This window comes from Dactylosporangium siamense, from assembly GCF_016862795.1.
Lineage (GTDB): Bacteria > Actinomycetota > Actinomycetes > Mycobacteriales > Micromonosporaceae > Dactylosporangium > Dactylosporangium siamense.
In genome coordinates this window covers 66,211-90,259 of record NZ_BONQ01000110.1, presented here as the reverse complement: position 1 = coordinate 90,259, position 24,049 = coordinate 66,211, and the positions used below count along the sequence as shown (strand labels likewise).

21 protein-coding genes are annotated in these 24,049 nt (G+C 73.7%); 11 read left to right on the top strand and 10 right to left on the bottom strand.

Annotation, left to right across the window (positions count from 1 at the left end; translation table 11 throughout):
* Window positions 1-55: 55 nt before the first annotated feature.
* A complete protein-coding gene (locus tag Dsi01nite_RS58455) occupies window positions 56-181 on the bottom strand; it encodes a hypothetical protein (RefSeq protein ID WP_275423437.1) in 126 nt (41 codons plus the stop codon).
* Between the two features lie 38 nt (window positions 182-219).
* On the bottom strand, window positions 220-1,485 hold the full coding sequence (locus Dsi01nite_RS35020; RefSeq protein ID WP_203850636.1) for a hypothetical protein: 1,266 nt from the start codon (window positions 1,483-1,485) through the stop codon (window positions 220-222).
* 25 nt (window positions 1,486-1,510) lie between these two features.
* Here Dsi01nite_RS35020 and Dsi01nite_RS35015 point away from each other — a divergent pair, with 25 nt between their 5' ends.
* Window positions 1,511-1,996 carry a PaaI family thioesterase gene (locus Dsi01nite_RS35015; RefSeq protein WP_203850635.1) on the top strand — a complete coding sequence of 162 codons (486 nt, stop codon included), beginning with the start codon at window positions 1,511-1,513 and terminating at the stop codon, window positions 1,994-1,996.
* Between the two features lie 74 nt (window positions 1,997-2,070).
* On the opposite strand, the gene Dsi01nite_RS35010 is transcribed toward Dsi01nite_RS35015, so the two are convergent.
* Window positions 2,071-2,721 carry a tyrosine-protein phosphatase gene (locus Dsi01nite_RS35010; protein WP_203850634.1) on the bottom strand — a complete coding sequence of 217 codons (651 nt, stop codon included), beginning with the start codon at window positions 2,719-2,721 and terminating at the stop codon, window positions 2,071-2,073.
* Between the two features lie 41 nt (window positions 2,722-2,762).
* Here Dsi01nite_RS35010 and Dsi01nite_RS35005 point away from each other — a divergent pair, with 41 nt between their 5' ends.
* Window positions 2,763-3,116 (top strand): hypothetical protein, encoded by a 354-nt coding sequence (locus Dsi01nite_RS35005; RefSeq protein ID WP_203850633.1) that lies wholly within the window; start codon window positions 2,763-2,765, stop codon window positions 3,114-3,116.
* 35 nt (window positions 3,117-3,151) lie between these two features.
* On the opposite strand, the gene Dsi01nite_RS35000 is transcribed toward Dsi01nite_RS35005, so the two are convergent.
* Complete coding sequence (locus Dsi01nite_RS35000) at window positions 3,152-4,705, bottom strand: hypothetical protein (RefSeq protein ID WP_203850632.1); 1,554 nt, start codon at window positions 4,703-4,705, stop codon at window positions 3,152-3,154.
* Between the two features lie 287 nt (window positions 4,706-4,992).
* Between Dsi01nite_RS35000 and Dsi01nite_RS34995 the strand changes: the two genes are divergently transcribed.
* The gene (locus Dsi01nite_RS34995; protein WP_203850631.1) at window positions 4,993-5,490 is read left to right on the top strand and encodes a hypothetical protein; all 498 of its coding nucleotides are present in this window, start codon (window positions 4,993-4,995) and stop codon (window positions 5,488-5,490) included.
* Window positions 5,491-5,499: 9 nt separating this feature from the next.
* Here the strand turns inward: Dsi01nite_RS34995 and Dsi01nite_RS34990 are convergent, their stop codons facing one another.
* Window positions 5,500-7,161, bottom strand: a complete 1,662-nt coding sequence (locus Dsi01nite_RS34990) for a protein kinase domain-containing protein (protein ID WP_203850630.1) — start codon at window positions 7,159-7,161, stop codon at window positions 5,500-5,502.
* Between the two features lie 66 nt (window positions 7,162-7,227).
* Here Dsi01nite_RS34990 and Dsi01nite_RS34985 point away from each other — a divergent pair, with 66 nt between their 5' ends.
* Complete coding sequence (locus Dsi01nite_RS34985) at window positions 7,228-7,782, top strand: Rv0361 family membrane protein (protein WP_203850629.1); 555 nt, start codon at window positions 7,228-7,230, stop codon at window positions 7,780-7,782.
* Here the strand turns inward: Dsi01nite_RS34985 and Dsi01nite_RS34980 are convergent.
* Window positions 7,770-9,368 (bottom strand): amidohydrolase family protein, encoded by a 1,599-nt coding sequence (locus tag Dsi01nite_RS34980; RefSeq protein ID WP_203850628.1) that lies wholly within the window; start codon window positions 9,366-9,368, stop codon window positions 7,770-7,772. The two genes, Dsi01nite_RS34985 and Dsi01nite_RS34980, sit on opposite strands and share 13 nt — an antisense overlap.
* 130 nt (window positions 9,369-9,498) lie before the next feature.
* Between Dsi01nite_RS34980 and Dsi01nite_RS34975 the strand changes: the two genes are divergently transcribed.
* From Dsi01nite_RS34975 to Dsi01nite_RS34950, 6 genes are read left to right on the top strand one after another with little or no spacing between them, the layout of a single operon-like run.
* Window positions 9,499-11,040, top strand: coding sequence for a phenylacetate--CoA ligase family protein (locus Dsi01nite_RS34975; RefSeq protein WP_203850627.1), 1,542 nt, complete (start codon window positions 9,499-9,501; stop codon window positions 11,038-11,040).
* Window positions 11,037-11,480: a DUF4188 domain-containing protein gene (locus Dsi01nite_RS34970; protein WP_203850626.1), complete on the top strand. Its 444-nt coding sequence runs from the start codon at window positions 11,037-11,039 to the stop codon at window positions 11,478-11,480. The genes Dsi01nite_RS34975 and Dsi01nite_RS34970 overlap by 4 nt, the downstream gene beginning before the upstream one ends.
* Window positions 11,477-12,556: a GNAT family N-acetyltransferase gene (locus tag Dsi01nite_RS34965; RefSeq protein WP_203850625.1), complete on the top strand. Its 1,080-nt coding sequence runs from the start codon at window positions 11,477-11,479 to the stop codon at window positions 12,554-12,556. Before Dsi01nite_RS34970 ends, Dsi01nite_RS34965 begins: the two co-directional genes overlap by 4 nt.
* Window positions 12,553-13,506 carry a nitroreductase family protein gene (locus tag Dsi01nite_RS34960; RefSeq protein ID WP_239136394.1) on the top strand — a complete coding sequence of 318 codons (954 nt, stop codon included), beginning with the start codon at window positions 12,553-12,555 and terminating at the stop codon, window positions 13,504-13,506. Before Dsi01nite_RS34965 ends, Dsi01nite_RS34960 begins: the two co-directional genes overlap by 4 nt.
* 10 nt (window positions 13,507-13,516) lie before the next feature.
* Window positions 13,517-14,662 carry a sensor histidine kinase gene (locus Dsi01nite_RS34955; protein ID WP_203850624.1) on the top strand — a complete coding sequence of 382 codons (1,146 nt, stop codon included), beginning with the start codon at window positions 13,517-13,519 and terminating at the stop codon, window positions 14,660-14,662.
* A complete protein-coding gene (locus Dsi01nite_RS34950) occupies window positions 14,650-15,294 on the top strand; it encodes a response regulator (RefSeq protein ID WP_203850623.1) in 645 nt (214 codons plus the stop codon). Before Dsi01nite_RS34955 ends, Dsi01nite_RS34950 begins: the two co-directional genes overlap by 13 nt.
* Here the strand turns inward: Dsi01nite_RS34950 and Dsi01nite_RS34945 are convergent.
* Window positions 15,278-17,770, bottom strand: coding sequence for an ABC transporter permease (locus tag Dsi01nite_RS34945; protein WP_203850622.1), 2,493 nt, complete (start codon window positions 17,768-17,770; stop codon window positions 15,278-15,280). The two genes, Dsi01nite_RS34950 and Dsi01nite_RS34945, sit on opposite strands and share 17 nt — an antisense overlap.
* Window positions 17,770-18,519, bottom strand: a complete 750-nt coding sequence (locus Dsi01nite_RS34940) for an ABC transporter ATP-binding protein (RefSeq protein ID WP_203850621.1) — start codon at window positions 18,517-18,519, stop codon at window positions 17,770-17,772. The genes Dsi01nite_RS34945 and Dsi01nite_RS34940 overlap by 1 nt, the downstream gene beginning before the upstream one ends.
* A 127-nt stretch (window positions 18,520-18,646) precedes the next feature.
* On the opposite strand from Dsi01nite_RS34940, the gene Dsi01nite_RS34935 reads away from it, so the two are divergent.
* Window positions 18,647-19,816 carry a DUF6461 domain-containing protein gene (locus Dsi01nite_RS34935; RefSeq protein WP_203850620.1) on the top strand — a complete coding sequence of 390 codons (1,170 nt, stop codon included), beginning with the start codon at window positions 18,647-18,649 and terminating at the stop codon, window positions 19,814-19,816.
* 48 nt (window positions 19,817-19,864) lie between these two features.
* On the opposite strand, the gene Dsi01nite_RS34930 is transcribed toward Dsi01nite_RS34935, so the two are convergent.
* Together Dsi01nite_RS34930 and Dsi01nite_RS34925 are read right to left on the bottom strand one after the other, a co-directional pair.
* Window positions 19,865-22,135, bottom strand: coding sequence for a glycoside hydrolase family 95 protein (locus Dsi01nite_RS34930; protein ID WP_203850619.1), 2,271 nt, complete (start codon window positions 22,133-22,135; stop codon window positions 19,865-19,867).
* Window positions 22,132-24,045 (bottom strand): beta-galactosidase, encoded by a 1,914-nt coding sequence (locus tag Dsi01nite_RS34925; protein ID WP_203850618.1) that lies wholly within the window; start codon window positions 24,043-24,045, stop codon window positions 22,132-22,134. Before Dsi01nite_RS34925 ends, Dsi01nite_RS34930 begins: the two co-directional genes overlap by 4 nt.
* Between the last annotated feature and the right edge of the window lie 4 nt (window positions 24,046-24,049).

Below are 24,049 nucleotides of genomic sequence, written 5' to 3'. Positions count from 1 at the left end.
GTTCCAGACCATCGTGGAACGGCGTTCCAGAGCTGTCAAGGTCGTACCGATGATCTCACTCCGAAAGCGGCAAATCAGGCAATACGGCCGCGATCGCGTCGAGGGCGATGTCGAGGCCGAGCTGGAACCGCACGTCCGGCGGCTGGTGCGACAGCCGGCCCGCGCGGATGCGGTTGAACATGGGGTAGCGCCCGGACGCGACCGCCCTGCTCGATCGGGTCACGTGGTGGGCGCGGGCGCTGCAGGACGCCAGAACCGTGACGCCCTACCGCGCCTGAGCGCCGGCAGCCAGGGCACGGTGCCGAAGACCGTCAGGATCAGCAGCAGCGGCAGCCGCCACCACCAGGTGATGCTCGCCGGCGGTGCGGGTGGCGGCGCCGCGACCCAGGGGCGGGCGGTCTTCGACCAGGCCAGGAACGCGTCGCCGACCGGGAGCAGGCCGAAGGCGTACCGCTTCGTCCACGGCGTGCTGAGCGGGACACCGGCGAACTCGCCGTAGCTCGCGAGGGCCCCCGCGAGCGCGTCGTCGTGGTTGACCTGGGCGGCGCCGATGGTGACCACGGTCGCGGACAGGCTCACGCCGAGCGGGAGGGGGCCCGAGTCGACGTCCGCCGGGCCGTCCATCCCGTCGGGGTACTCGCGCACGGCCGGCCCGAGCCCGAGCGGCCGCACCACGTAGCGGTCCCGGAACCGCAGGTACTGCTCGCGGGCGAAGGCGGGGTCGATGTCGGGCAGAAACCGGTGGATGATGCTCTGGGAGGTGGCCCGGGCCACCTCGGCGGGCTCGCCGGTCTCGGCGGAGACCCGGTGCGGCATCAGGCCGGTGCGCGGGTCGAGCCGGTCGCGGACCCCGCCGAGCCACCGCTGCACCGTCGCGGCGTACCGGGCCGGCAACAGGGCGTCGTGCAGGCGCAGCGACGCGACCGCCACCGTCGAGTCCACCGGCCACGCCTGCCCCGGATAGGCGGTCAGGAACGGCGACGCCGACGCGTCGAACGCGGCGCCGAGCGCGGCGGAGTCCTCGGCGAACCGGCGTTCCTCGCCCGGGTCGCGGTGCCCGGCCGGTTGCAGGCTGAGCACCCCGCCGAGCAGCCAGTTGCTCCAGCCGCGGTAGAAGACGCCGTAGGACGGGGTCAGGTCCTCGCTGAACGGCGCCCGGCCGGCCGGAGAGTCCAACCGCGTGAACGCCCACCGCGCCTCGCGCAGCGCGGTGCCGCGGTCGCCGGGCTTCGCGCGCATGCCGAGGTCGACCCAGGTCAGCCCGTACAGGACGTGCATGAAGAAATATCCCTCGGGATACAGCGCCTGCGCGTCGGTGGCGGCCCCGCCGTCGATGGCGTCGCGCAGGAACGCGAGCTGCCGCCGCACCCCGGCGTCGTCACCGGCCGTTGCGGGCGCGACCAGCCGGATCGCGCCGACCAGCGCGCACAGGCTGACGGCGACCGCGACCGACCTTCGCAGGACCCGGCGTACCGTCGACGACATCCGCTGATCTTACGGAGCGTCCAAGATGGAGCGACATGAGCCGGCGACACCCGAGGTGCGGCACCGCGTCCGGGTCAGCTTCGAGCGGCAGGGGCTGATGGCGCATCTCGGCGCCCGGCTGACGCACATCGGGCCGGGGCGGGTGCACATCGAGCTGCACAGCCGGCCCGAGGTGACCCAGCAGCACGGCTACATCCACGCCGGCGCGACCAGCGCCATCGCCGACAGCGCCGGCGGCTATGCGGCGCTCACCCTGTTCCCCGCCGACGCGGACGTCCTCACCGTCGAATACAAGCTCAACCTCCTGGCACCCGCGCGGAACCACATCGAGGCGGTCGGCACGGTCCTCAAGTCAGGACGGACGCTGACCGTGTGCCGCCTCGACGTGTTCGACGCCGGCGGCCGGCTCGTCGCCGCCGGCCAGCAGACCCTGATCCGCCTTCCCGCCGTCTCCCCGACGGGCATCGACAAGAGCGGCGATACGGGCGGCGGCGTCAGCGCAGGCGGGTGATCGCCGCCCGCAGCGTCTCGCGGAGCGCGTCGTCGCGCCAGACCCAGTCCATGGTCGCGCCGCGGACCACCCGCTCAGCCGCGCAGCCTGGTCCGGAGCGCGGTCAGCTGCGCCGGCGTCAGCCCGTGCTCGAGGAGGTACCCCTCGGCGCCGCCCCAGCGCTCGTCGACGAGTTCGAGCATGGACAGGATCGACTCCGGCTCGCACTCGAGCCCGGGATGCGTCGGCGAGTAGGCGTAGTCGTCGACGATGGCGTCGTCGGGCACCCCCGCGACCCGCAGCAGCAGCGCGACGAGCATGCCGGTGCGGTCCTGGCCGGCCTGGCAGTGCACCAGCACCGCGCCGGGCGGCGCGTCGGCCACGGCCGCGACGGCGGCCACCACCCGGCGGGCGTCACCGGCGATGCGGCACCGGTACAGCTCGTCGATGCCCGCCAGGTCCGACAGCTCGGCGGCGGGGTCATCGTCGGGATCGGTGAACGGCACCAGCCGGTACATCGGGTCATCGGCGAGCACGTTGGGCCGCATCCGCGCCTCGTCCTCGCACCGCAGGTCGATGATGCGGGTCACCCCGTGCGCGCGCAGCGCCGCGACCCCGTCCGCGGTCAGCTCGTGCGGGGAGTCCGAACGCACCACCGCCCCGTGCCGCACCCGGCCGCCGTCGACCGCCGGCAGCCCACCGAGATCCCGGGCGTTGTGCAGCCCTTCCCATCGCAGCAGTGTCACCCGTCGAGCGTAGGCGACCGCGTTGGGAGACAATCATGCTCGTGCCGGGCAGATGGAGACGCGCCAGACCACAGCCGCCGCTCGACCCGGGCACCGGCGGCTTCAGCTTCGCGGCCCTGAAAGCGATGGGCAACCCGATGCCGCTGCTCGTGCAGAACGACGGCGACGCCCTGCTGGAGCTGTTCCTCGAACCGTTCGGCCAGGACTACCTGCTGCATCCCGGCGAGGCCGTGACGGTCACGTCGTACGGCCGCTGGGACCGCTACCCGTTCGAAACCATCCACGAGCCCAACCGGATCACCATCCTGGCCACCTCCTGCTTCGCCACCGTCTCCGACGCGGGTGGCAACGAGGTGCCACCCGCGAACCGCCGCCCTCCGGGCGTGCACCAGTAGCGGTCGGCGCGGCTTCACAGGCGGGCACTGCGGCCTCACAGGCGGGCACTGCGGCGGATGACCGACGGCAGGGCCGCCCACCACTGTGCCGCGTGCCGGCTGTCCGCCGGCATGTCGGGGTGCGCGCGAACGGCGGCCAGGGTCGCGGTGTCGCCGGCGATGCCGAGTGCGTACGTCAGGCCGCGCAACGTCTCCCGCGAGTGCGCCGACCGGTGCCGCAGCCACGTGCGCCGGTAGCGGTCGAGCGCGGCGGACCAGAACGCCGGGGCGCTGTGGCCGGGGATGTGGGAGATGGTCCATGCCGCCGCCGACGATGTCGCACCGTCCAGGCCCGGTGCGAGCAGCATCGTCTCCACCAGCTGCCGGTGCCGGCGGGTCGCGATGAACGGCAGCGTCTCCAGGATGGCGCAGGCACGCACGGCGTCGCGGATCACCGGCGGTCTGCGCAGCTCCGCGCACACCGCGCCGGCCAAGGGTTCGCGGAACGGGGTGGCGCCGGCCAGTTGCGCGGCGTGCAGCCGAACGTCGAGGTTCGTGCTGAACAGCATCTCGTCGACGAGCCGGGCAAGCATCTCGTCGGGTGTCGCGTCGGTGTAGCCCGGCATGGACGACACCGCGCGGCCCACAATGCGCTGCACCATGCGGTGTGACCGGTCGGCGCCGGCGGTGCGCTGCTCGGTGACCGCGCCGGCGAGGTCGAGATCCGCGTCGAACGTCCGCCGCAGCCGGCGCACCGAGCGGTCCCGCAGCGCCGGCGGCAGGTGACCGACGAGCTCACCGGCGAGCGGGCGGGCGGCGGCGTGCAACCGCGGGTCGCCGAGCAGCTCGACCACGATGCCGGCGACCCGGCCGAGCTGGTCGGCGGTGAACTGCCGCTGCCGGACCTTGCTGATGCTCGCGAGCAGCGCGCCGCGGACGGCGCGCTCGTCGACCGGGTCGGTGAGTTGGGACAGCAGCAGCGCCGCGACGCTGGGCTCGGTCGCCAGGTCCAGGATCGCGAGGGGTTCGATGACGATCGGGCACCGCGGATCACGGACGACGGCGGCGCAGGCGGCGATGACGTGCGGCCGGCTGCGGGGGTGCCACAGCAGCCGGTGGGTGGCCTCGCCGCGCAGGCGCCACGCGCCACCGTCCGCGACGAGCTGCTCCGCCAGGAGCCGGGTGGCGAGCTCGCCCCACAGGCGGGTCGGCATCACGACGTTCTTCAGCGCGCAGAGCAGGATGGTCAGGTCGTCCCAGTCGGATCCGCTCATGGTCCCGTCGCCCAGTGCGCGGTCGAGCAGGTCTTCGGCGCGGGCATGCACGGCCCGGTCGTCCGGGTCGACGCGACGGTCGAGGCTGGACGGCGCCAGGTGCGCGGTGGCCTGCCGCAGCAGCGCGTCGACGACGCCGACCAGGCTCTTGTCCGGCAGGCCGAGGGCACGCTCGTAGCCGCTGACGACCCGGTGCGGCACCATGACCTGTCCGCTCTCCCAGCGGCTGACCTGCCCGGCCGAGGCGCGGCAGCCGTGTGCCGTGAGGCGGGCCGCGAACGAGGCGAGCCGGGCTTCCTGGGGGTCGTCGTCACCGTAGCGTCGGTTGGCGCGCAACAGCCACGCGATCCGGTCGCGGCAGTGCGGGTCCGCCGTGGTCGGCCGGAGCGGCCGGTGTGGTCGCCCTGGTCCGGCCGTCGTCCTCGCCGCACTGGACACGTCACTCAGCGTAGGAATTCGATACCCGGAGTGGAAGGGCCGATTGTTGCCATTCGCCCCCGGTGCCGCAACAACCCGACCCGACCCGGTTCCGGAGACCGTACGCTCGCCACCTTCCCGCCGAGCGCCAGGGGGTCAACATGCGCCGATCCGAACCGTCTCGCGCCGTCTGCGCGGCACTTGCCTTGACCTGGGCTGTCGCTGGATGCGACCAGGTCGGCGACGCGGGTTCGCAACCGACGCCGACGACGGTGCTGGCGGCGGTGGGGGCGTATGCCAACTGCGGCGGCCCGGCCGTGCCCAGCCCGTTTCCCGCGTACGCGTACGACATCGACAACGACGGCGCGATCGACCGGTTCGTCGCGATGCGCTGTCCCGGGAGCAAGGCCGATCAGCTGGAGGTCCTCACCGGCAAGAACCCGCAGGGCCATCCACAGCGGCTCGGCGGGGACGACGCGGGTCCGCTGATCCACCACCGCGACGAGGTCGATCTCGAACATGGATGCCTGATGTTCGCCGACCGCACCGTGCTCGTCGGTGTCGCCGGCGGCGGCAACCCGTCCGCGGTGGCGGTCAGCCGGATCGGCCACTGGGACAGCGGCACGCACCGGGTCGTCATGCGGGAGGCCCCTCACGGTCTCACCATTCCGTGTGGCGCGATCGTCCCGGCCGCCCGGACGTGATGGCAGTGGTCAGGCGGACGGGGTGGTGGTGCAGGCCCAGTCCTGCTGGGCGGGCGGCGAGTAGGCCGAGACGCCGGCCGGGTTGTGCGCGCGGACCTTGAAGCACATGTAGGTGCCGGGTGTCAGGCCGTCCCAGGTGTACGACGTCGCGTTGGTGCCCGCGCTCCGTGAGGTCTCGCCGTTGATGACGGTGAAGCCGGCCTCGTCGGTGGAGTTGTCGGTCCACTGCAGGCGGATCGCGGTGGCGCTCACCGGGGTCGCGGTGAGGCCGGACGGGGCCGCGGGGCCGGTGCCGGGCAGCGTGACGGCGCAGACCCAGTCCTGTTGCGCGGCGGGGAAGTACGCCGATCCGCCGGCGGCGTTGTCGGCGCGGACCTTGAAGCACATCCGGGTGTCGGGGGCGAGGCCGTCCCAGGTGAGGGTGGTCGCGTTGGCGGCGGCGGTGCGGGACGTGGCGCCGTTGATGACGGTGAAGCCGGTCTCGTTGCTGGACGTGTCCTTCCACTGCAGGCGGATCGTGGTGGCGTTGACCGGGGTCGCGGTGAGGTTCGCCGGCACCGACGGCGCGCCGGCCGGAGGGGTGCCGGTGGGCAGGGTCGGACGCGCGGACGCCGAGGCCGGCACCGGGGCGGCCGAGGACGGTGCCGTCGCCGGGACGGCGGCACCCGCGCCGAGGCCGGCCGAGTCCGCCGGCGCGGTGGTCGCGGCGACCCCGACGCCCCGGCCGCCGTCCCGGCCGGGCAGGAACACTGCCGCGGCGACGACCGCGGCGGCGACCAGGCCGGCGCCGGCGACGAGCAGCAGGCGGCGCCGGTTGGGGGCCGGCACCGGCACGGCCGTCTCCACCCGGGTGGTGGACAGCGCGGCGCGGGCCGCGGCGGCGAAGGCGGCACCGGAGGGCCAGCGCTGCGCCGGGTCCTTGGCGAGGGCCCGTTCGACCACGGCACGCACGCCGGGCGGCACGTCGCCGGGCAGCGGCGGCACCTCGTCGTTGGCGTGGCGCAGGGCGATCTGCAGCAGGCTCTCGCCGACGAACGGCAGGCGGCCGGCGAGGCAGCGGTACGCGACGACGCCCAGCGAGTAGATGTCCGACTGGGCCGTCGCCGGGTCGCCGGCGGCCCGCTCGGGCGCGATGTAGGACGCGGTGCCGAGCAGCAGGCCGGTCGAGGTCTGGTGAGTCGCGGCGGCGGAGCGGGCGATGCCGAAGTCGGTGAGGACCGTGCTGCCGTCGGGGCGCAGCAGGAGGTTCGCGGGTTTGATGTCGCGGTGCGTCACGCCCTTGTCGTGGGCCGCGTGCAGGGCCTCGGCCGCCTCGGCGACCAGGCGCATCGTGGCCGCGGGCGGCAGTCGCCCGTCGCGGTCCAGTGCGCGCTCCAGGGACTCGCCCTCGATGTACTTCATGACGAGGTACATGCCGGCGGCCGGGTCGTCGCCGAAGTCGTACACGTCGACGACGCCGGGGTGGCTGATCGTGGCCATGGTGCGGGCCTCGGCCACGAACCGGCCGGCGAAGGCGAACTCCGGCTCGTCCGACGGCGCGCGCAGCAGCTTGACCGCCACGGTGCGGCCGAGCACCCGGTCGACGCCCTGCCACACGTCGCCCATGCCGCCGCTGGCGATGTGCTCGCCGATCTCGTATCGGCCTGCCAGCACCGTTCCCGCGCCGATCAACGCCACATCCTCCACCCGTCAGCGACGGCACGGCCGCAACGAACCCCGTGTATATACGATGTGCCCGTGACGTATCCCGGGGGACCGCCAGAGCCGTACCAACCGCAGCCACCCTACGCACCGCAGCCGCCGGTGCAGGGTCAGCCCTACGGTCAGTACCTGCCGCAGCCCGTCCAGCAGCCGCCCCCGGGCGGTGAGCAGCGCGGCGGCAAGGGGGCGCTGCTCGTCGGTGGCGCGGTCCTGCTGCTGATCCTGGCCGTCGTCGGCGGGTACTTCACCTACCAGAAGGTGTTCGTGCAGACGCCGACCGAGGTCGTCGAGGCGTACCTGTCCGAGGTCGCCAGCGAGCATCCCGACGCGGGCAAGGTCGAGAAGTACCTGTGCAAGGAGGAAGCGGCCAAGCTGCGCAAGGACCTCGCCAACGACACGTCGTCCGGGTCGAGCCGCAGCACCATCCTGGAATGGCACGTGACCGGCGAGACGGTCAGCGGCAGCACCGCGAGCGTCTACGCGCAGTTCACCATCAAGATCACCAGCAGTGGGCGGACGTCGACGAACAACCTCACGCTGACGCTGGTGCAAGAGGACGGCGGCTGGAAGATCTGCGGCTACGGCCCCTGACGTGGCACCCCGGCGACCCAGGTCTGCGTGACGCGGGTCGCCGGGGTGAACGGGTCGCCGTCACAGATCGCCAGGTCGGCGGGCTCCCCCGCGGTCAGGCCACCGGCGCCGGGCGCGCCGATGGACGCGGCCGCCGTCGTGGTGAGGGCCCGGACCGCCTCCACCCGGGTGAGCGCCTGCGCCGGCTGGATCGTGCGGTGCACGGCGTGGCGCAGGTTGCCCAGGGGGTCCAGGGGGCCGGCCGGGTGGTCGGACGCGAGGGTCAGCGGCACGCCCGCGTCGAGCAGCTGCCGGCCGCCGAGCACGGTGAGGAACCGGTCGGTGCCGCCGTCGACGATCTGCGGGCCGAACGTGGTGAGGAACCCCGGCTGGTAGGTCGCCCACGCGCCGCTCGCGGCGACCAGGTCGACGGTGGCCGGGTCGAGCAGCACGAGGTGGTCGATGACGGCCGCGCCCGGTCCGGCGCCGGCGGCGCGCAGGGCCTCGGCGGCCTGCCGGACCGCGAGGTTGCCCAGGGCGTGCAGCCGCGGCCGGATACCCGCCTCGAGGTAGCCGGCTAGCAGCCGGGTGAGGTCGATCCCGGCGTAGCGCAGGTACTGCAGGTGCAGCTCCCGCCCGCGGACCGCGCTGCGCCGGCGCAGCGCGTCGCGCAGCGGGCCGGGGTGGCGGGCGGCGACGGTCTCGCGGACGGCCTGCAGGGTGAGCCGGCCGAGGGCACGGGCCGGCAGGCACACCGCGCACCGGTCACCGCCGTCGAGGAACAGTTTCGCCTCCCGGCTGCCGGCGCCGTAGGGGCCGTCGGGCGCTCCGGCGGGTCCCGGCGCGGGGCTGAGCAGGCCGGACCCGGCGCCGACGGCCCAGGACAGCCGGGGCGCCGCGGGCGCGGCCAGGCGCAGCATCAGCTCGTGCTGCTGCGGCGCGACGTACGCCTCGTGGGCGTGCGTGATGCCCAGCGCCAGGCACCGGTCCAGCGCCCGCCGCGTCAGGTCCTCCAGCGAGCCGGGCGCGTCGGCGAGGGCCCGGGCCAGGGCCTCGCCGTAGGCCTGTTCCCAGATCTCGCCGGTGGGCCGGCCACGCCGGTCGCGGGTGACGTCGCCGGCCTGCGCGCGCAGGGTGGTGAGGCCGAGGGTGCGCATCGCCTGGGTGGAGACGGCACCGCGGTGCACGTCGACGCCGCTGACGAGTATCTGACGGCCGGGGGCGACGGCGTCGAGCTCGGCGGCGGTCGGCAGGCGGCGCTGCGGCCACCGGAACGGCCGGGCGTTCCAGCACAGCAGCCAGGGCGCCTGCGGGTCGGCGGCGGCCGCGGCGCCGATCGCCGCCAGGGCCTGCGGCAGGTCGGTCCAGGCGGCGCCGTCGATGCCGAGCGTCTGCCACCCGACAACGGTGGTGTGCAGGTGCGTGTCGACGAACCCGGGCAGGATGTGGCAACCTGCGAGGTCGATCATGGTGCTCGCCGGTGGGGGCGGCGTGTCCTGTCCGCCGACGGCGGTGATGCTGTCGCCGGTGACCAGCAGCCAGCCGGGCTGCGGTTCGCAGGTCGGGCCGGCCCAGATCGTCGCTCCGGTCATGAGGGTCCCGGCCATGTGCCAACCATACTTACCCGGATGCGAGTACGACGGCTCAGGCGCCCGGACCGCCGCGAACCGAGGATGGTGCCGCTGCGGGCTGCTCCGATGGAGCCGCCGTTGGCGGTCTAGGAGAGAGGGAAGTGTCGTGACGTTCGTGCGGCAATGGGTGCTTCGCGTCAGCAGCTTCGGGCTGACCTGGTTGTACGCGATCTACCGCGTGCATCCGGCGGTGTGGCGGCTGATGGCCCGCAACTACCGGCCGTGGATGGCCCGGTTCGCCCGCCTGCACGCGTGGATGACCTGCCAGTTCGCCGCGATCGACGTGCCCGCCTACGGTGACTTCCTGGGCCGCAACGGCTGGCAGTTCCGCTGGTTCGACCTGACCTCCTACCCGCCGACCGACAAGCTGTCCTACGTGAAGGCGTACTCGCAGGAGCAGCGCTGCTGGCACGGCCGGTTCGAGATCGCCGGCAGTGTCGTGGACGAGTCGTCGGGCTCGTCGGGCCAGCCGTACAACTGGGTCCGCAGCCGCCGCGAGCTCAACACGGTGCACAAGAACCTGGCCGGATACACGACGCTGGTGTTCCCGTCGAAGCGGCGGTTCGTCATCAACGCCTACTCGATGGGCGCGTGGGCGACCGGCACCAACACCGGCATCGCCATGGCCCGGGTCGCGATGGTGAAGAACACCGGGCCCGACCTGGACAAGATCATCGACACGTTGCGGCACTTCGGGCCGGGCTTCGACTACGTCATCACCGCGTACCCGCCGTTCCTGAAGCACCTGCTGGACAAGATGGACGCGATCGGCTTCGACTGGGCGCCCTACCGGTTGAGCGCACTGGTCGGCGGCGAGGGGATGACCGAGGCGCTGCGGGACTACCTGGAGCAGCGGTTCACGAAGATCCGCTCCGGCTACGGCGCCAGCGACCTCACCATCGGCATGGGCGGCGAGACCGACCTCAGCGTGTGGCTGCGCCGCCGGCTGCGCACCGACCAGCGGCTGCGCGCCGCGCTGCTCGGCCCGGACGAGCACCGGCTGCCGATGGTCTTCCAGTACAACCCCCTGGAGACGTACCTGGAGACCACCGCCGAGCACGAGATCCTGTGCACGATCAACACCACCGCGGTGCTGAACCCGAAGGTCCGCTACAACATCGGCGACGAGGGCAAGCTGCTGTCCTACGACGACCTGGCGGCGATCCTGAAGACCGACCCGGCCGCGTGGGCCGAGGCGCAGCAGGCGTTCGCTGTGGACCGGATGCGGCTGCCGCTGCTGTTCCTGTACGGCCGCAAGGACAGCACGATCTCCTACATGGGCGCCAACATCTACCCGCAGGACGTCGAGAACGGCCTGTACCGGGACAACCCCCTGGCGCACCAGATCGAGAGCTTCTGCCTGACCCTGGAGGAGAGCACCGACCTGGAGAGCCGCCCGGTCGTGCACGTCCAGCTCCGCGACGGGGTCGACCTGGCCGAGGCCGAGGTGGCGCAGCTCGCCGACGTGTGCCGGCGCGGCCTGGTCCGCTACCTCGCCGAGGTGAGCCGCGACTTCGCCGAGTCCCTCGCCGAGGACCCGACCGCCGCGGACCTGCGCATCCGCGTCCACGAGCACCAGACCGGCCCGTTCGCCGGCACCACCGGAAAGATCAAGAACGTCTACCTGGCGAGGAGCACCGCCGCATGAGGACCACCGACTTCTCCAAGGTGCCACCGGTCGGCCAGGCCACCGCGATGTTCGTCGGCGCCACCCGCTACCGCGGGCCGCACTCCATCTTCATCCTCACGTTCACGTGGTTCAAGATGGTCCGCCAGATGCGGCGGCTGCCCGGGTACTGCTGGCACACCGTCTACTGGCAGTGGCCGTTCACGCTCGGCACCATCGCGTTCTTCCGCGACAAGGACGCGCTGCTGAAGTTCGCCCGGACCAAACACCACCGCGACCTCATGTGCTGGATCACCGACCACGGCAAGCGCAACGCCAGCGGCGGCTACATCCGCCTCTACAACGCCGAGGACAGCGGCTACACCAACGGCGTCTGGCGCGCGGAGGGCGACACCATGGCCCACATCGAGACCTACACGCCGCTGTCGCACGAGACCGACGGCCCGAGCGTGCACCGATGACCGTCATCGTCGCTCCGGTCACGGACCGCGCCGGGCTGCGCGCGTTCTGCGACCTGCCGCTGCGCCTGCACCCCGCCGACCGGTACGTGCCCCTCGCGGCACAGGTGATCGCCGGGTTCACCGACGTGGAGCTGTTCCTCGCCCGGGACGCGGCCGGCACCGTCGTCGGGCGCACGACCCTGCACCGCAACGCCAAGTTCGACGCCAAGCTCGGCCGCCGGCACCAGCTCTTCGGGCTCACCGAGTTTCGCGACGAGGAGACCGCCGCCGCCCTGTTCGACCTGGTCGCCGACCGCGGCCGGGACACCGACGCGCTGTTCGGCCCGGTCGGGCTGCTGCCCAACCAGACCGGCGGGGTCATCACGTCCGGCTTCGAGGAGCGCGGGTTCATCGACTCCGCCTGGAACCCGCCGTCCTACCCTTCGATCTACGAGCGGCACGGCTTCACCCGCCGGTTCGAGGCCGACACGTGGATCTGCGAACGGCTCGACGTCGACGCCGACGCGGTGTTCGCCTTCGACGACGCGCGCATCGAGGCGGAGCGGCTGGTGCTGCGGCACGGTTCCCGCCGCGGGTTCACCGCGCAGCTGCCGATCCTGCGGGAGATGCTCAACGCCTCCTTCGCGCAGCTCGGCTACTACACCGAGATCTCCGCCGACGAGCTCGCCGCGCAGACCGACGGCCTGGCGTACCTGCTCGACGAGTCGCTGCTGCTGTGGCTGGAGAAGGACGGCCGGCCGGTCGCGTTCGTCGTCACCGTGCCCGACGTGTCGGAGTTCTTCATGAAGGTCCGCGGCCGGCTCGGCGTGCTCAACCAGCTGCGGCTGCTCGCCACCCGAGGCCGCTACCGCCGCGACGCGGTGCTCATCATCAAGGGCACCGTCCCCGGCGAGCAGGGCCGCGGCTATCTCACGCTGCTGTCCCGGGAGCTGCACCGCAACCTGCGCACCGGCGGGTACCGCTCGCTGCGCAGCACCTACGTGGAGCGCGACAACCCGGCCTCTGCGGCCGGCTACCGCCGGGTGGGCGGCCGCCCGCTGCACGGATACACCTTCTACGAGCGGGGCGTCGCATGAGCTGGGCTTCCAGGTTCCGTGAGCTGGAGGACGACTGCCGGCGCGCACCCAGCGCGCACAACACCCAGCCGTGGCTGCCGCAGTACACCTCCGACAGCATCGACATCCACTGGGACCCGGCGCGGGCGCTGCCGGATTCCGACCCGACCCGGCGGGACCTGTTCCTGTCGCTGGGCGCGTTCGTGGAGACCTCCCTCATCGTCGCCGCGTCCGCCGGTCTGCCGGTGCGCGCCGAGATCGCCGTCGACCACGCCACGCTGCGGGCCGCCCGGCTGCTCCCCGCCCCGGAGGTGTACGACACCCCGTTCACCGTGGAGTCCGTGCGGCAGCGGCGCTGCGCCCGCGGCGGCTACGCGCCCGGCACCCTCGACCCGCAGACCCTCGCCGGCCTCGGCGCCGACCTGCGGCAGGTCCCCACCCGGGAGCTCGCCGGGCCGCTCGCCGAGGCCGACCGCTGGATGTTCGGCACGCCTGCGGTCGTGGACGAGCTGCGCGCCTGGATGCGCCTGTCGCCGAAGCACCCGCGGTATCACCTCGACGGCCTCACCGACCGCGCCATGGCGCTGTCCCGGGTCGAGGCGACCGGCCTGGCCGCGATGATCGGGCCGCGCGCCTACCGGCTCACCCGCCGGCTCGGCGGACCGGCGCTGCTCGCCGCCGCGTCGAAGGGTCTGCTGCGCTACGACGGCAGCGTCCTGATCCTGGTTGGCAGCGCCGTCACCCCCGAAGCGGTGATCGCTCATGGTCGCGAGCTGGTCCGGGTATGGCTGGCACTGTCCGAGCGCGGCCTGCACGTGCACCCGCTGAGCCAGCTGCTGGACTGCGCCGCCACGAGCGCCCGGCTCGCCGCCCGCCTCGACCTGGCCCCGGACGAGTCGCCCCTGGCCGTGTTCCGCACCGGCCGCCCGCTCGACACCCCGGTCCGGTCCGCCCGTATCCCGGCTGCATAGGCTTGACCCCGTGTCGGGGGCTCGGTGGGTGCAGGTGCGGCGCGGCGGGATCTACCTGCTGGTGTCCCTCGTCACCGGCGTCGCCACGGTGCTCGCCCTGCCGCTGTTCCTCGTGCCCCGGCCGGCCCGGTGGTGGGCGGACCGGCACCGTGACCGGGCCGGGCGGCTGCTGGGAGCAGCTGACCCGCGACGAACGAGCGCCGGACGCAGCCTCCTCTGGCTGCCGGTCAATGTCGTCACCGGACTGGTGCTCGGGCTGCCGGCGCTGCTGTGCGTGGGCAATGTCGTGGTCGCCGCGATCGCCACGTCCCTGTGGTGGGCGTTCACACCGCAGGAGCGGCCGCGGCTGTTCATCGACGTGCCGGTGCCCGGCTGGGGCACCGCCCTCACGCTCGGACCGCTGCAGATCCTGCTGCTCGCGGCCGTCGCATACGTCGCCTTCCCGCCCGTCGCCCGCGCGCACGCGAGGATCTGCCTGGAAGTGCTGGCGACCTCGACGACCGAGCAGCTGGCGGAGCGGGTCGCGGTGCTGACCCGCACCAGGGCGGACGTCCTCGACGCGCACGGTGCCGAGCTGCGCCGGATCGAACGCGACCTGCACGACGGGACCCAGGCCCGGCTCGTGGCGATCGCGATGCGGCTGGCCGTGGCCCGGCAGGCGCTGTCCGACACGCCACGCGACGAGCAGCTCCTGGAGGAACTGCTGCGGGACGCGCACGAGGGCACGGAAGCGGCGATGACCGAGCTCCGTGCGGTGATCCAGAGCGTGTACCCGCCGATCCTCGCCGACCGGGGCCTCGCCGGCGCGCTGACCGCCGTGACCGCCGGCGGAGGCGTGCCGACCCGGCTGGATCTGGGCGACCTGGGCCGGGTGCCGGCGGCCGTGGAGACCGTCGTGTATTTCGCCGTCGCCGAGGCACTCACCAACGTCGCCAAGCACAGCCAGGCCACCACGGCCGTGGTCCGGGTCCGGCGGGCGGCGGACCGGTTGTCGGTGGTGATCACCGACGACGGGGCCGGTGGCGCCGACGACCGGCGGGGCACCGGCATCGCCGGGATCCGCCGCCGGGTCCTCGCGCTCGACGGCACCATCGACGTCGACAGCCCGCCCGGCGGGCCGACGACCATCACCCTGGAGCTGCCGTGCGGGTCGTGATCGCCGAGGACAACGTGCTGCTGTCGAGCGGGCTGCGGCTGCTGCTCGGCCGGGCGGGCATCGACGTCGCCGCCGTCGCCGAGGACGCCTCCGGTTTCCTGTCCGCCGTGCGGGAGCACCGGCCCGACGCCACCATCGTCGACGTCCGGCTGCCGCCGTCGTTCCGCGACGAGGGCATCCGCGCCGCCCTGCAGGCCCGCCGCGAGCACCCGGGACTGCCGGTGCTGGTGCTGTCGCAGTACGTCGAGCAGCAGTACGCCGCCGAGCTGCTCTCCACCGCCTCCGGCGGCGTCGGCTACCTCCTCAAGGACCGGGTCAGCCGGGTGGACGAGTTCATCGACGCCCTGCGCCGGGTCGCCGCCGGCGGCACCGCGATGGACCCGCAGGTCATCGCGCAGCTCGTCCAGCGCGCCGGCGACCCGATCGCCGCTCTCACCCCGCGCGAACGCGAGGTCCTGGCGTTGATGGCGCAGGGCCACGACAACAAGACCATCGAACACCAGCTCGTCATCACCGACAACGCCGTGCAGAAGCACATCGGCAACATCTTCGCCAAGCTCGGCCTGGCGGTGACCGACAGCGGCCACCGCCGGGTGCTCGCCGTCCTCGCGTATCTCAACGGGAGCCGGTGACCGGCCGCATGGCGGCGCGGGTCGAGGTCATGACGGCCGCCCAGCCCAGCAGCGCGGCGACCGCGACGATCCCCACGTAGACGAGCGGCGGGATCGACGGGGTCAGGGTCCGGGTCAGCGCGATGCTGGTGCCGACCAACGACGGGACGGCGGCGGCGGTGCCGATGAGCACGGCCGCGACCACAATGATCCTGGTCTCGGCGCGCATCATCGCGTGCACCTGCTTCGGCGTCGCGCCGACCAGTTGCAGCTGCGCGAACTCGCGGGAGCGGGCGGCGGTCGCCATCACCAACGTGTTCACGACGGCGATCGCCAGGTAGCCCAGCAGCACCGCGTTGAGCATCAGCCCGACCGCCGACTCGCCGGCCATGGCCTCGCGCCGCGCGGCGGCGAACGACCCCCGGTCGTCGACCCGGACCGTCGGCAGGTCCCGGACCGCGGACCGCAGCGCCCCGACGTCGGTGCCCGCCGCCGCGATCAGCAGCGCGGCGTCCACCCGGTCGGTGGTGTGCGCCAGGACCAGGTCGTGCGGCAGCGTGACGTCACCGAAGCCGAGTCCCCGCTCGTAGATCGCCACCACGGTGGGCCGGATCGGCGTGCCGTCACCGAGGTGCATGGTGACGGTCGCGCCGACCGTGGCGCCGAGGGTGCCTGCCGCGATCCGGCTCAACGCCACGGTGTCGCCTCGCAGGTCCGCGAGGTTCCCCGCGCGCACCGCCAGGTCCAGGGTCCCGGCCAGCCGGTCCCCATCCACGCCCTGCGCCGGGTACTGCCTGATCTGCAGGTCGTCGCCATCGCGGAAGGTCGCCATGACCCGTGTCCGCACGACCGGGGTCACCGTCTCGACGCCCGGCACGGCGCGGAGCGCACCGGCGAGCTCCGGCGACACACCGGCCGACGTGGACGTGACCACATAGTCGGCGCGCAGCCCGTCGGCCGCCTGCCGCTGCGCCGCCTCGGTGGCGGTCGTGCCGCTGAAGAGCTGCGCGGCGGCCAGGGTGATCCCCATGATCAGCGGGGTGGTCGCCGCGGCCAGCCGCCGCGCGTTGGCGTGCGCGTTGCGGCCGGCGAGGAACCCGCTGACGCCCGACCCCCGGTTGAGCAGGGGACCGAGCACGGTGACGGCACCGCCGAGCAACCGCGGCCCGAGCAGCCCGACGGCCAGGATCAGCAGGAACGCGGAGAAGGCGGCGCTCTCCTCCGACCCCTCACCGGGCAACGACCACGGCAGCACGACCGCCATCGCGAGACCGGCGGGGACCAGCAGCACGCCGGCGGTCAACCGGACCCACCCCAGCTTCGGCGGCTCCAGCGCGGCCTCCCCGAGCGCGTCCACCGGCCTGAGCCCGGCCGCGCGCCGGGCCGCGATCCAACCGCCGAGGCGCGCCCCGATCAGGCACAGCACCAGCGCCGCCAATAGCGGCAGCGGACCGACCGTCAGCTTGAAGTCGGCCGGCACCGCGCCGACCGCCATGAACGCCTCCAGCAGCGCGACGCTCAGCCCGACGCCCGGCACCACCCCGCACACCGCCCCGAGCGTGCCGACCACCAGCGTCTCGGCGGCGATCATGCGCCGCACCTGCTTCGGGGTCGCGCCGATCGCCCGCAACAGCGCCAGCTCCCGCAGCCGCTGCCGCACGGACAGCGCCAGGGTGCCGCCCACGACGACCATGATGACCAGGACCATGCTGCCGCCGAACGCCAGCGACAGCTCGCTCAGGAACGACCTGGTGCCGCCGACGTCGAGGAACTCCGCCTCGGCGCGGTCCGCACCGGTGTGGCCGACCACACCTGGGACGGCCGCCTCGATGGCGCGGGCCAGCTGCCCGGCGCTCACCCCCGGTGCGGCCAGCACGCCAATGGTGTCCACCCGGTCCGGCCGGCCGGTGAGTTCCGCGGCCCGGACGTCGGTGAAGAAGACCGCGGCCCGCCGCTTACCCGGAGGCTCGGCGATCCCCACCACCCGATACGTCGACGTGGTCGAGCCGACCGCCAGCCTGACCGACCCGCCGACCGTGACGCCGGCCCTCCTCGCGAGGTCGGCGTCCAGCACCACCTCGTCCGGCCCCGCCGGTGCGCCGCCCGCCCGCACCGTGAACGGGCCGAGCACGGCCGACCGCCAGCCGTGCCCGGCAGCGGGTCCGGCGCCGGCGGTCACGACGGTCACCGCGACGCTCACGTCGCCGACCGCCGCCCGCACGCCGGGCACCGCCGCGACGTCGCCGACCCGACCGGCGGGCAGCGTGGCCCGCTCGGCGAACAGCGGGTCCACGTCGTCGGCGACCCGCAGGGCCTGCGGGGCACCCACCACCACGTCGGCGTTGCGGTACCGCTCGGCCGGCACCCCCGAACGCTCGCTGCTCTCCAGCAGGATCCCGCACGCCGTGATCACCGCCGAACCGAACACCACGGCGACGAACGCCGCGACGAACCCGCCCTTGCGCTCCTTCAGGGTGCTCCAGGCCAGTCTGAGCATCACCGCTCCCCCAGGTGGGTCATGCGGTCGTCTCCCAGGTGGGTCATGCGGTCGGCGATCTGCTCGGCGGACGGCCGGGTCAGCGCACCGGCCAACCGGCCGTCCGCGAGGAACACCACCGTGTCGGCCTGCGCGGCCACCACCGGGTCGTGGGTCACCATCAGCACCGTCTGCCCCAGCTCGTCGACGATCTTCCTGAGCAGCGCCAGCACCTGACGGCCGCTGCGACTGTCCAGCGCGCCCGTCGGCTCGTCCGCGCACACCAGGTCGGGCCGGTTGATGAGCGCCCGGGCGATCGCCACCCGCTGCTGCTGGCCACCGGAGAGCTGGCTCGGCCGCCGGTCGCGATACTCGGCGATCCCGACGGCGGCGAGGACACCCGTCAGCCGCTGCGGATCGACCGTCTTCCCGGCCAGCCGGACGGGCAACGCGACGTTGTCCGCCACCGTCAGCGCGCCGAGCAGGTTATACGCCTGGAACACGAACCCGACCCGGTCCCGCCGCAGCTCGGTCAGCTCCGTCTCCGACCGGCCGGACAGGTCCGTGTCGCCCAGCACGACCCGTCCGGACGTCGGCCGGTCCAGCCCGGCGGCGCAGTTGAGCAACGTGCTCTTCCCTGACCCGGACGGCCCCATCACCGCGGTGAACGAGCCGCGCGGAAACCCGGCCGTCACGCCGTCCAGGGCCCGCACCGCACGCCCGTACTCCTTCGACACCGACTCCAGCCGCACCGCATCGTCCGCACCCATGCACTCGACGCTAGGCCCGCCACCGGCGTGATCCGATACCGCGCGCTGCCCTAACCGGGGTACGGCAGGCTGTACCACTTCGGCGAAATCCCCAGCCCGGGGCCGGTTTCGGAGGCACGCTGAGGTGGTGACGGCGGACGAGGACCTCATGCTCCCCGACGACGCCGGGCTCCCCCTGGACTTCTGCGTCTCCTATGTGCGCGGCGTCGAGCCGGACGAGGTGTTGCGGCGGCTCGGCGGCGAGGAGCCCGTGGACCTGCACTCCGTGGGCCACTTCCAGCTGGCCGGCGACGACCTGCCCGACGGGTTCGCGGTGGTCTCGGCGTTCGCCGCCGGCGCGTGGACGGTCCTGTTCGAGGCCAACAACTTCCTCGCCACCTACGACGAGGTCATCCAGGTGCTGTCGGCGGGCGGCGAGCTCGTGTCGTTCTACCACAACGAGGACACGTCGCCGCAGTTCAACTGGGCGGTGGACGGCCGAAAGATCGTCGTCCTCGATCCGACCTGGCCGGAAGACCGGCACGGGACCGATCCCCGCCGGCTCGACGCCACGCTCACCCGGCTCGGGTTCGACCTGACCCACTCCGTGACCGACCCCGGTTTCGAGCACGACGACCTGTTCCAGAAACGCACGTTCGCGCTCATGGAGCACCTGACCGGCGTCCGGCTCACCGAGGATCTGCTGCAGGAGACGGTGTTCCGCTGCGCCGCGGTGCCCGAGCCGCCAACCGCGCGCCCGTCACCCGAGGTGTCCGCGGCGGCCCGCCGGGCGCTGCGGTACTACGCCGAGGACCCCGACCGGGACACCATGGCGGAGCGCGACTGGGACGGCCTCGGCATCGCCGACCGGCGCCTGCGCGACACCGGCCACCTCGGCCTCATGATGCACACCAACGCCAACGCCGCGTTCCAGATCCTGGCCGCGTGCGACGACGACCAGCTGCGCGCGGTCGCCCGATGGGGCCGGCAACGGATCGTCGAGGAGGCCGAACGCGACGCCCCCGCCCTGCCGGGTCCGCTCCGCGACGCCCTGCTGCACGGGGCCCCGCTGAGCCCCGCCGACCGGGAACACGCCGAACAGCAGCTCGCGCCCGACCCCGGCTTTCCACCCTTCGCCCGCGGCGGCCGGCTCCTGCTCGGCGCCCGCCAGCGCACGGCGATGCGGCTGCTGGGCGAACCCGAGCGAGCCGACCCGCTCACCACCGCCCTGCACGTCGCCAACGTCCTCGCACAGGCCCTCGGCGGCCGGTACGACGAGATGTCCGACGACCTGCGCCGCATGCTGCACGGCACCTGACCGCGGATGGCCGTGGACCATGACGGGCCGCACAGCCCGTAGGGCATCCTAGGACACCAGGTACTCGGTTGCCGCGTGCGCCTGCCAGCGGATCCGGCGGCGGTCCGGTGGGGCGCCCGGCACGATCGTCGCGTCGGGGGCGAGGACCGTGACCGTCGCTGATGAGGGCAGTTCGACGGTCAGGGGTCCGGTGGTGCCGGCGACGATCCGGGCCGAGGCCAGCCGGCCGCCGGTCCAGGAGACGTCGACGCGGTGGCCGCCGCGGCAACGGATGCCGCAGATGTGGCCGGCGGGCCAGGAGCTGGGCAGGGCCGGCAGGAGGCTGAGGACGCCGGCGTGGCTCTGGACGAGGAGCTCGGTGATGCCGGCGGGGATGCCGAGGTTGCCGTCGATCTGGAAGATCTGGCCGCTGGGGCGGGCCGCGTCGGGGTGCAGGGTCAGCAGGGACGCCGAGCACAGCCCGTCGGCGAGGGCGGTCAGGGACTGCTCGGCCAGGTCCGGGTCGCGGAGGCGGGCGGCGAGGCAGAGAACCCAGGTGCGGCTCCAGCCGGTGTGGCCGGTGCCGCTGGCCAGGCGGGTCCGCAGCGCGCGGCGGGCGGCCTCGAAGTCGGGTGAGGACTCCGTGATACGGGTGCCGGGGTACAGGCCGTAGAGATGCGACAGGTGCCGGTGGCCGGGTTCGCGGGGTTGGCGGTCGTCGTACCACTCCAGCAGCGATCCGTCAGGGCCGATCTGCACGGGGCGGAGGGCGGCGAGGGCGGCCGCGGCCTCGACGCCGAGCGCGGCGAGGGCGGGATCCGGCCACCGGTCGAGGAGGACCAGCAGGCGGGTCAGCACCTCGCGGGCGAGTTCCTGGTCGAGGGCGCAGCCCCACGAGACCGCGGTGTGGCCGCCGCCGGCGGTCACGAAATCGTGTTCGGGCGACGTGGACGGGCTGAAGACCAGCGCGCCGGAGGGGTCGGGGACGAGCATGTCCAGGGTGAACTCGGCGGCGGCCCGCAGCACCGGCAGCGCCACCTCACGGGCGAAGCCGGCGCCGGCGCCGAACTCGAGGTGGTCCCAGACGTGCGCGGACAGCCACAGCAGCGCCGACGGCCAGTTCGCCCACTGCGGGTCGCCGGGCACCGGTGCGGTGAACCGCCACAGGTCGGTGTTGTGGTGCGCCGCCGCACCACGCGCCGAGTAGTACCGCGCGGCGGTCGCCGCGCCGGAAGCGGCCAGGTCACGGGTCAGGGTCAGCAGCGGCTCGTGCAGCTCGGGCAGGCCGGTCGGCTCCGCGGCCCAGTAGTTCATCTGCGCGTTGACGTTGGTGGTCCAGTTGCCGCACCAGCCGGGCCGCACGTCGGCGTTCCAGAGGCCCTGCAGGTTCGCCGGTTGGGTGCCGGGGCGGGAGCCGGCGATCAGCAGGTAGCGGCCCAGGTGGAACAGCAGCTCGGCCCGCTCGGCGCCGGGCAGTGCCAGGTCGGCGCGGTCGAACAGCGCCCGGTGGTCCGCGACGTGCCGTTGCAGCAGTTTCGCCGTGGGTACGGCCAGCGCCTGCGCGACCCGGGCCAGCGCTTCGCCCGCGACCGCGGGAAGGTCCGCGAAGGCCTCCTCGGGGCCACGGAACCCGGTCGCGGCGGCGACGATGAGCCGGGTCTCGTGGGCGCTGTGGCGGACCGCGACGGCGACCGCGAACCCCATACCGGCGGCGTTGTACGCCACGGCCGGTGTGCGGTCGACGTAGTTGGGCAGCACGTGCGCCGGCGCGCGGCCCGTCCACAGCAGGCACGGCCCGGCGCCGGCGTCGACCACGCCGGTCGTGGCCGGGTGCGGGGTGTGCAGCACCGGCGGGACGGCGGCGGCCAGGCTGCCCGGGCCGGTGACGGACACGACGAGGACGCCGTCGGGTGCGGAGACGAACGCGGTCAGCCGCACCGGCCCCGACGCGGTGGCGTAATCGGTTACGGCGACCGCGTCGGCGAGGTCGAGGTGGCGGTGGTAGCCGCTGACGTCCTCGGCGTCGGCGTAGACCCACTCGAGGCCCCCGAGCGGCTGGAACGACTGGGTCCACGCGTCGCCCTGCAGCCGCCTGGCAAGACGGTCCGCGGCCACGTGGTCGCCCTCGGCGACGGCCTTCCGCAGCGCCGGGAGCACCTCCGGCGCCGGCCCGGAGGAAGGCCGCAGCGGGCCGCCGGACCAGAACGTGTCGGCGTTGAGGTCGATCCACTCGAGGCCGGGCCGCCCGTGCAGCATGGCGCCGAGGCTGCCGTTGCCGAGCGGGAACCCGTCGTGGAACTCCCCCGCCGGCGCCGCGAGGGAGATCCGGTGCCGGGTCACGGCGCCTCCTCCCGCCGGATCTCGACCCGGCCGGTGTCGTGGTGCAGCAGGAACACCAGGTCGCCACGGCGGACCGCCTCGACGTCCGGCGGCAGGTCCGGCAGCACCGGCGTCACCCCCGCCTCGGCGCAGACCTGGCGCAATAGCCGGCGCAGCGCGTCAGGTTCCGGCAGCGTGGCGACGTACCACGCGGTGCCCGCACGGAAACAATTGCGCAGCACCATCGGCCGGTCGTGCAGCGGGCCACCACGCACGGCCGCGACGGTCTCAGCACCCCGCGCCACGGTCCACTCCGCCCACCTGGTGGCGGTGAAGTCGCCCAACAACGGCGACGCGATGTCGAGCGGCGAACCGTCGGGCAGCGGCCAGTGTTCCTCGACCCGGACGCCGAGCAGTTCCTGCCACGGCCCGGGCCAGCCGCCGGTATGCACGCGCTCGTCCCGGTCGGTGACCCCGCTGAACGGGCCGACGACCAGGGTGCCGCCCCCGGCCACGTAATCGGTGACGCGAGCGGCGTCCGCCGCACTGACCTGATACAGGTTGGGCACGACGACGAGCCGGTAGCCGTCGAAGGGTCCGCCGGCCGGGGCGAAGTCGCAGGTGACGTTGTCCCGCCACAGCGGCGCGTAGTAGTCGAGCAGCCGGTCCACGTATCGGAACGCGAAGTGCGGCTGGTGGTCCAGTTCGACCGCCCGCCAGGCGTCCCAGTCCAGGACGAGCGCCACGTCGGCGGGGACGGCAGCACCGACCACATCGGACAGTCCGGCCAGCTCGCGGCCCAGCGCGCACACCCCCCGGAACACCCGCGAGTCCGGGCCGGCGTGCGGCACCATCGCGCCGTGCCACCGTTCGGCGCCCTGCCGGGAGGCGCGCCACTGGAAGTGCAGGACACCGTCGGCGCCGCGGGCGACCGCCTGCATCGACCACAACCGGTGCAGGCCCGGCCGCAGCGGGGTGGCGACCGGCCGCCAGCTGGCGGCTCCGGGTGACTGCTCGGCGAGCAGCCACGGCCGCCCGCCGCCGAGCGAGCGCATGATGTCCTTCGACATCGCGGCCCGCACCGCCGCACCGGGGTCGTTCGGGTCCGGGTAGGTGTCCAGGGACACCAGGTCCTCCGCGGCGGCCCACCGCCAGCCGTCGGTGTGCCGGTAGGTGTCCATGAAGTTCGTGGTGACCGGCACCGCGGGATTCACCGCGCGGACCGCGTCGCGTTCGGCGGTGAAGCACTCCAGCAGCATGGCGTCGCAGAAGCGCTGGTAGTCCAGGTCCTGCAGCGGGTTGATGACGTACTGGACGCGCCGCGGCGGCAGGACCTCGGCCCAGTCGCCGTAGCGTTGCGACCACACGGCGGTGCCCCAGGCGGTGTTGAGGCCGTCGAGGTCGCCGTAGCGGTCCCGCAGCCAGCCGCGGAACCGCTCGGCACAGTGTCCACAGTGGCAGGTGGTGCCGTACTCGTTGCCGATGTGCCACAGCCGCAGCGCCGGGTGGTGGGCGTAGCGCGCCGCCAGCAGGGAGCTGATCGCCAGCGCGGCCCGCCGGTACGCAGGCGCGCAGGGGCAGTACTGGTTGCGGGAGCCGTACAGCCGCCGGATCCCGTCGGGGCCCTGCGGGAGGGTGTCCGGGTGATGGTGGCCGAGCCACGGCGGCGGTGACGCGGTGGGCGTGGCGAGGGCGACGCCGATGCCGCCGTCGTGCAGGAGCCCGAGCACGGTGTCGAGCCAGTCGAACGTGAAGCGGTCCGGCGCCGGTTGCAGCGCCGCCCACGCGAACACCCCGACGGTCACCAGGTTCACCCCGGCGTCGCGCATGAGCCGCACGTCCTCGGTCCACACGTGCGGCGGCCACTGCTCGGGGTTGTAGTCGCCGCCGTACAGCAGCCGCCCCCGCGTCACGTCCTGCAGTCCGGGCATTCGC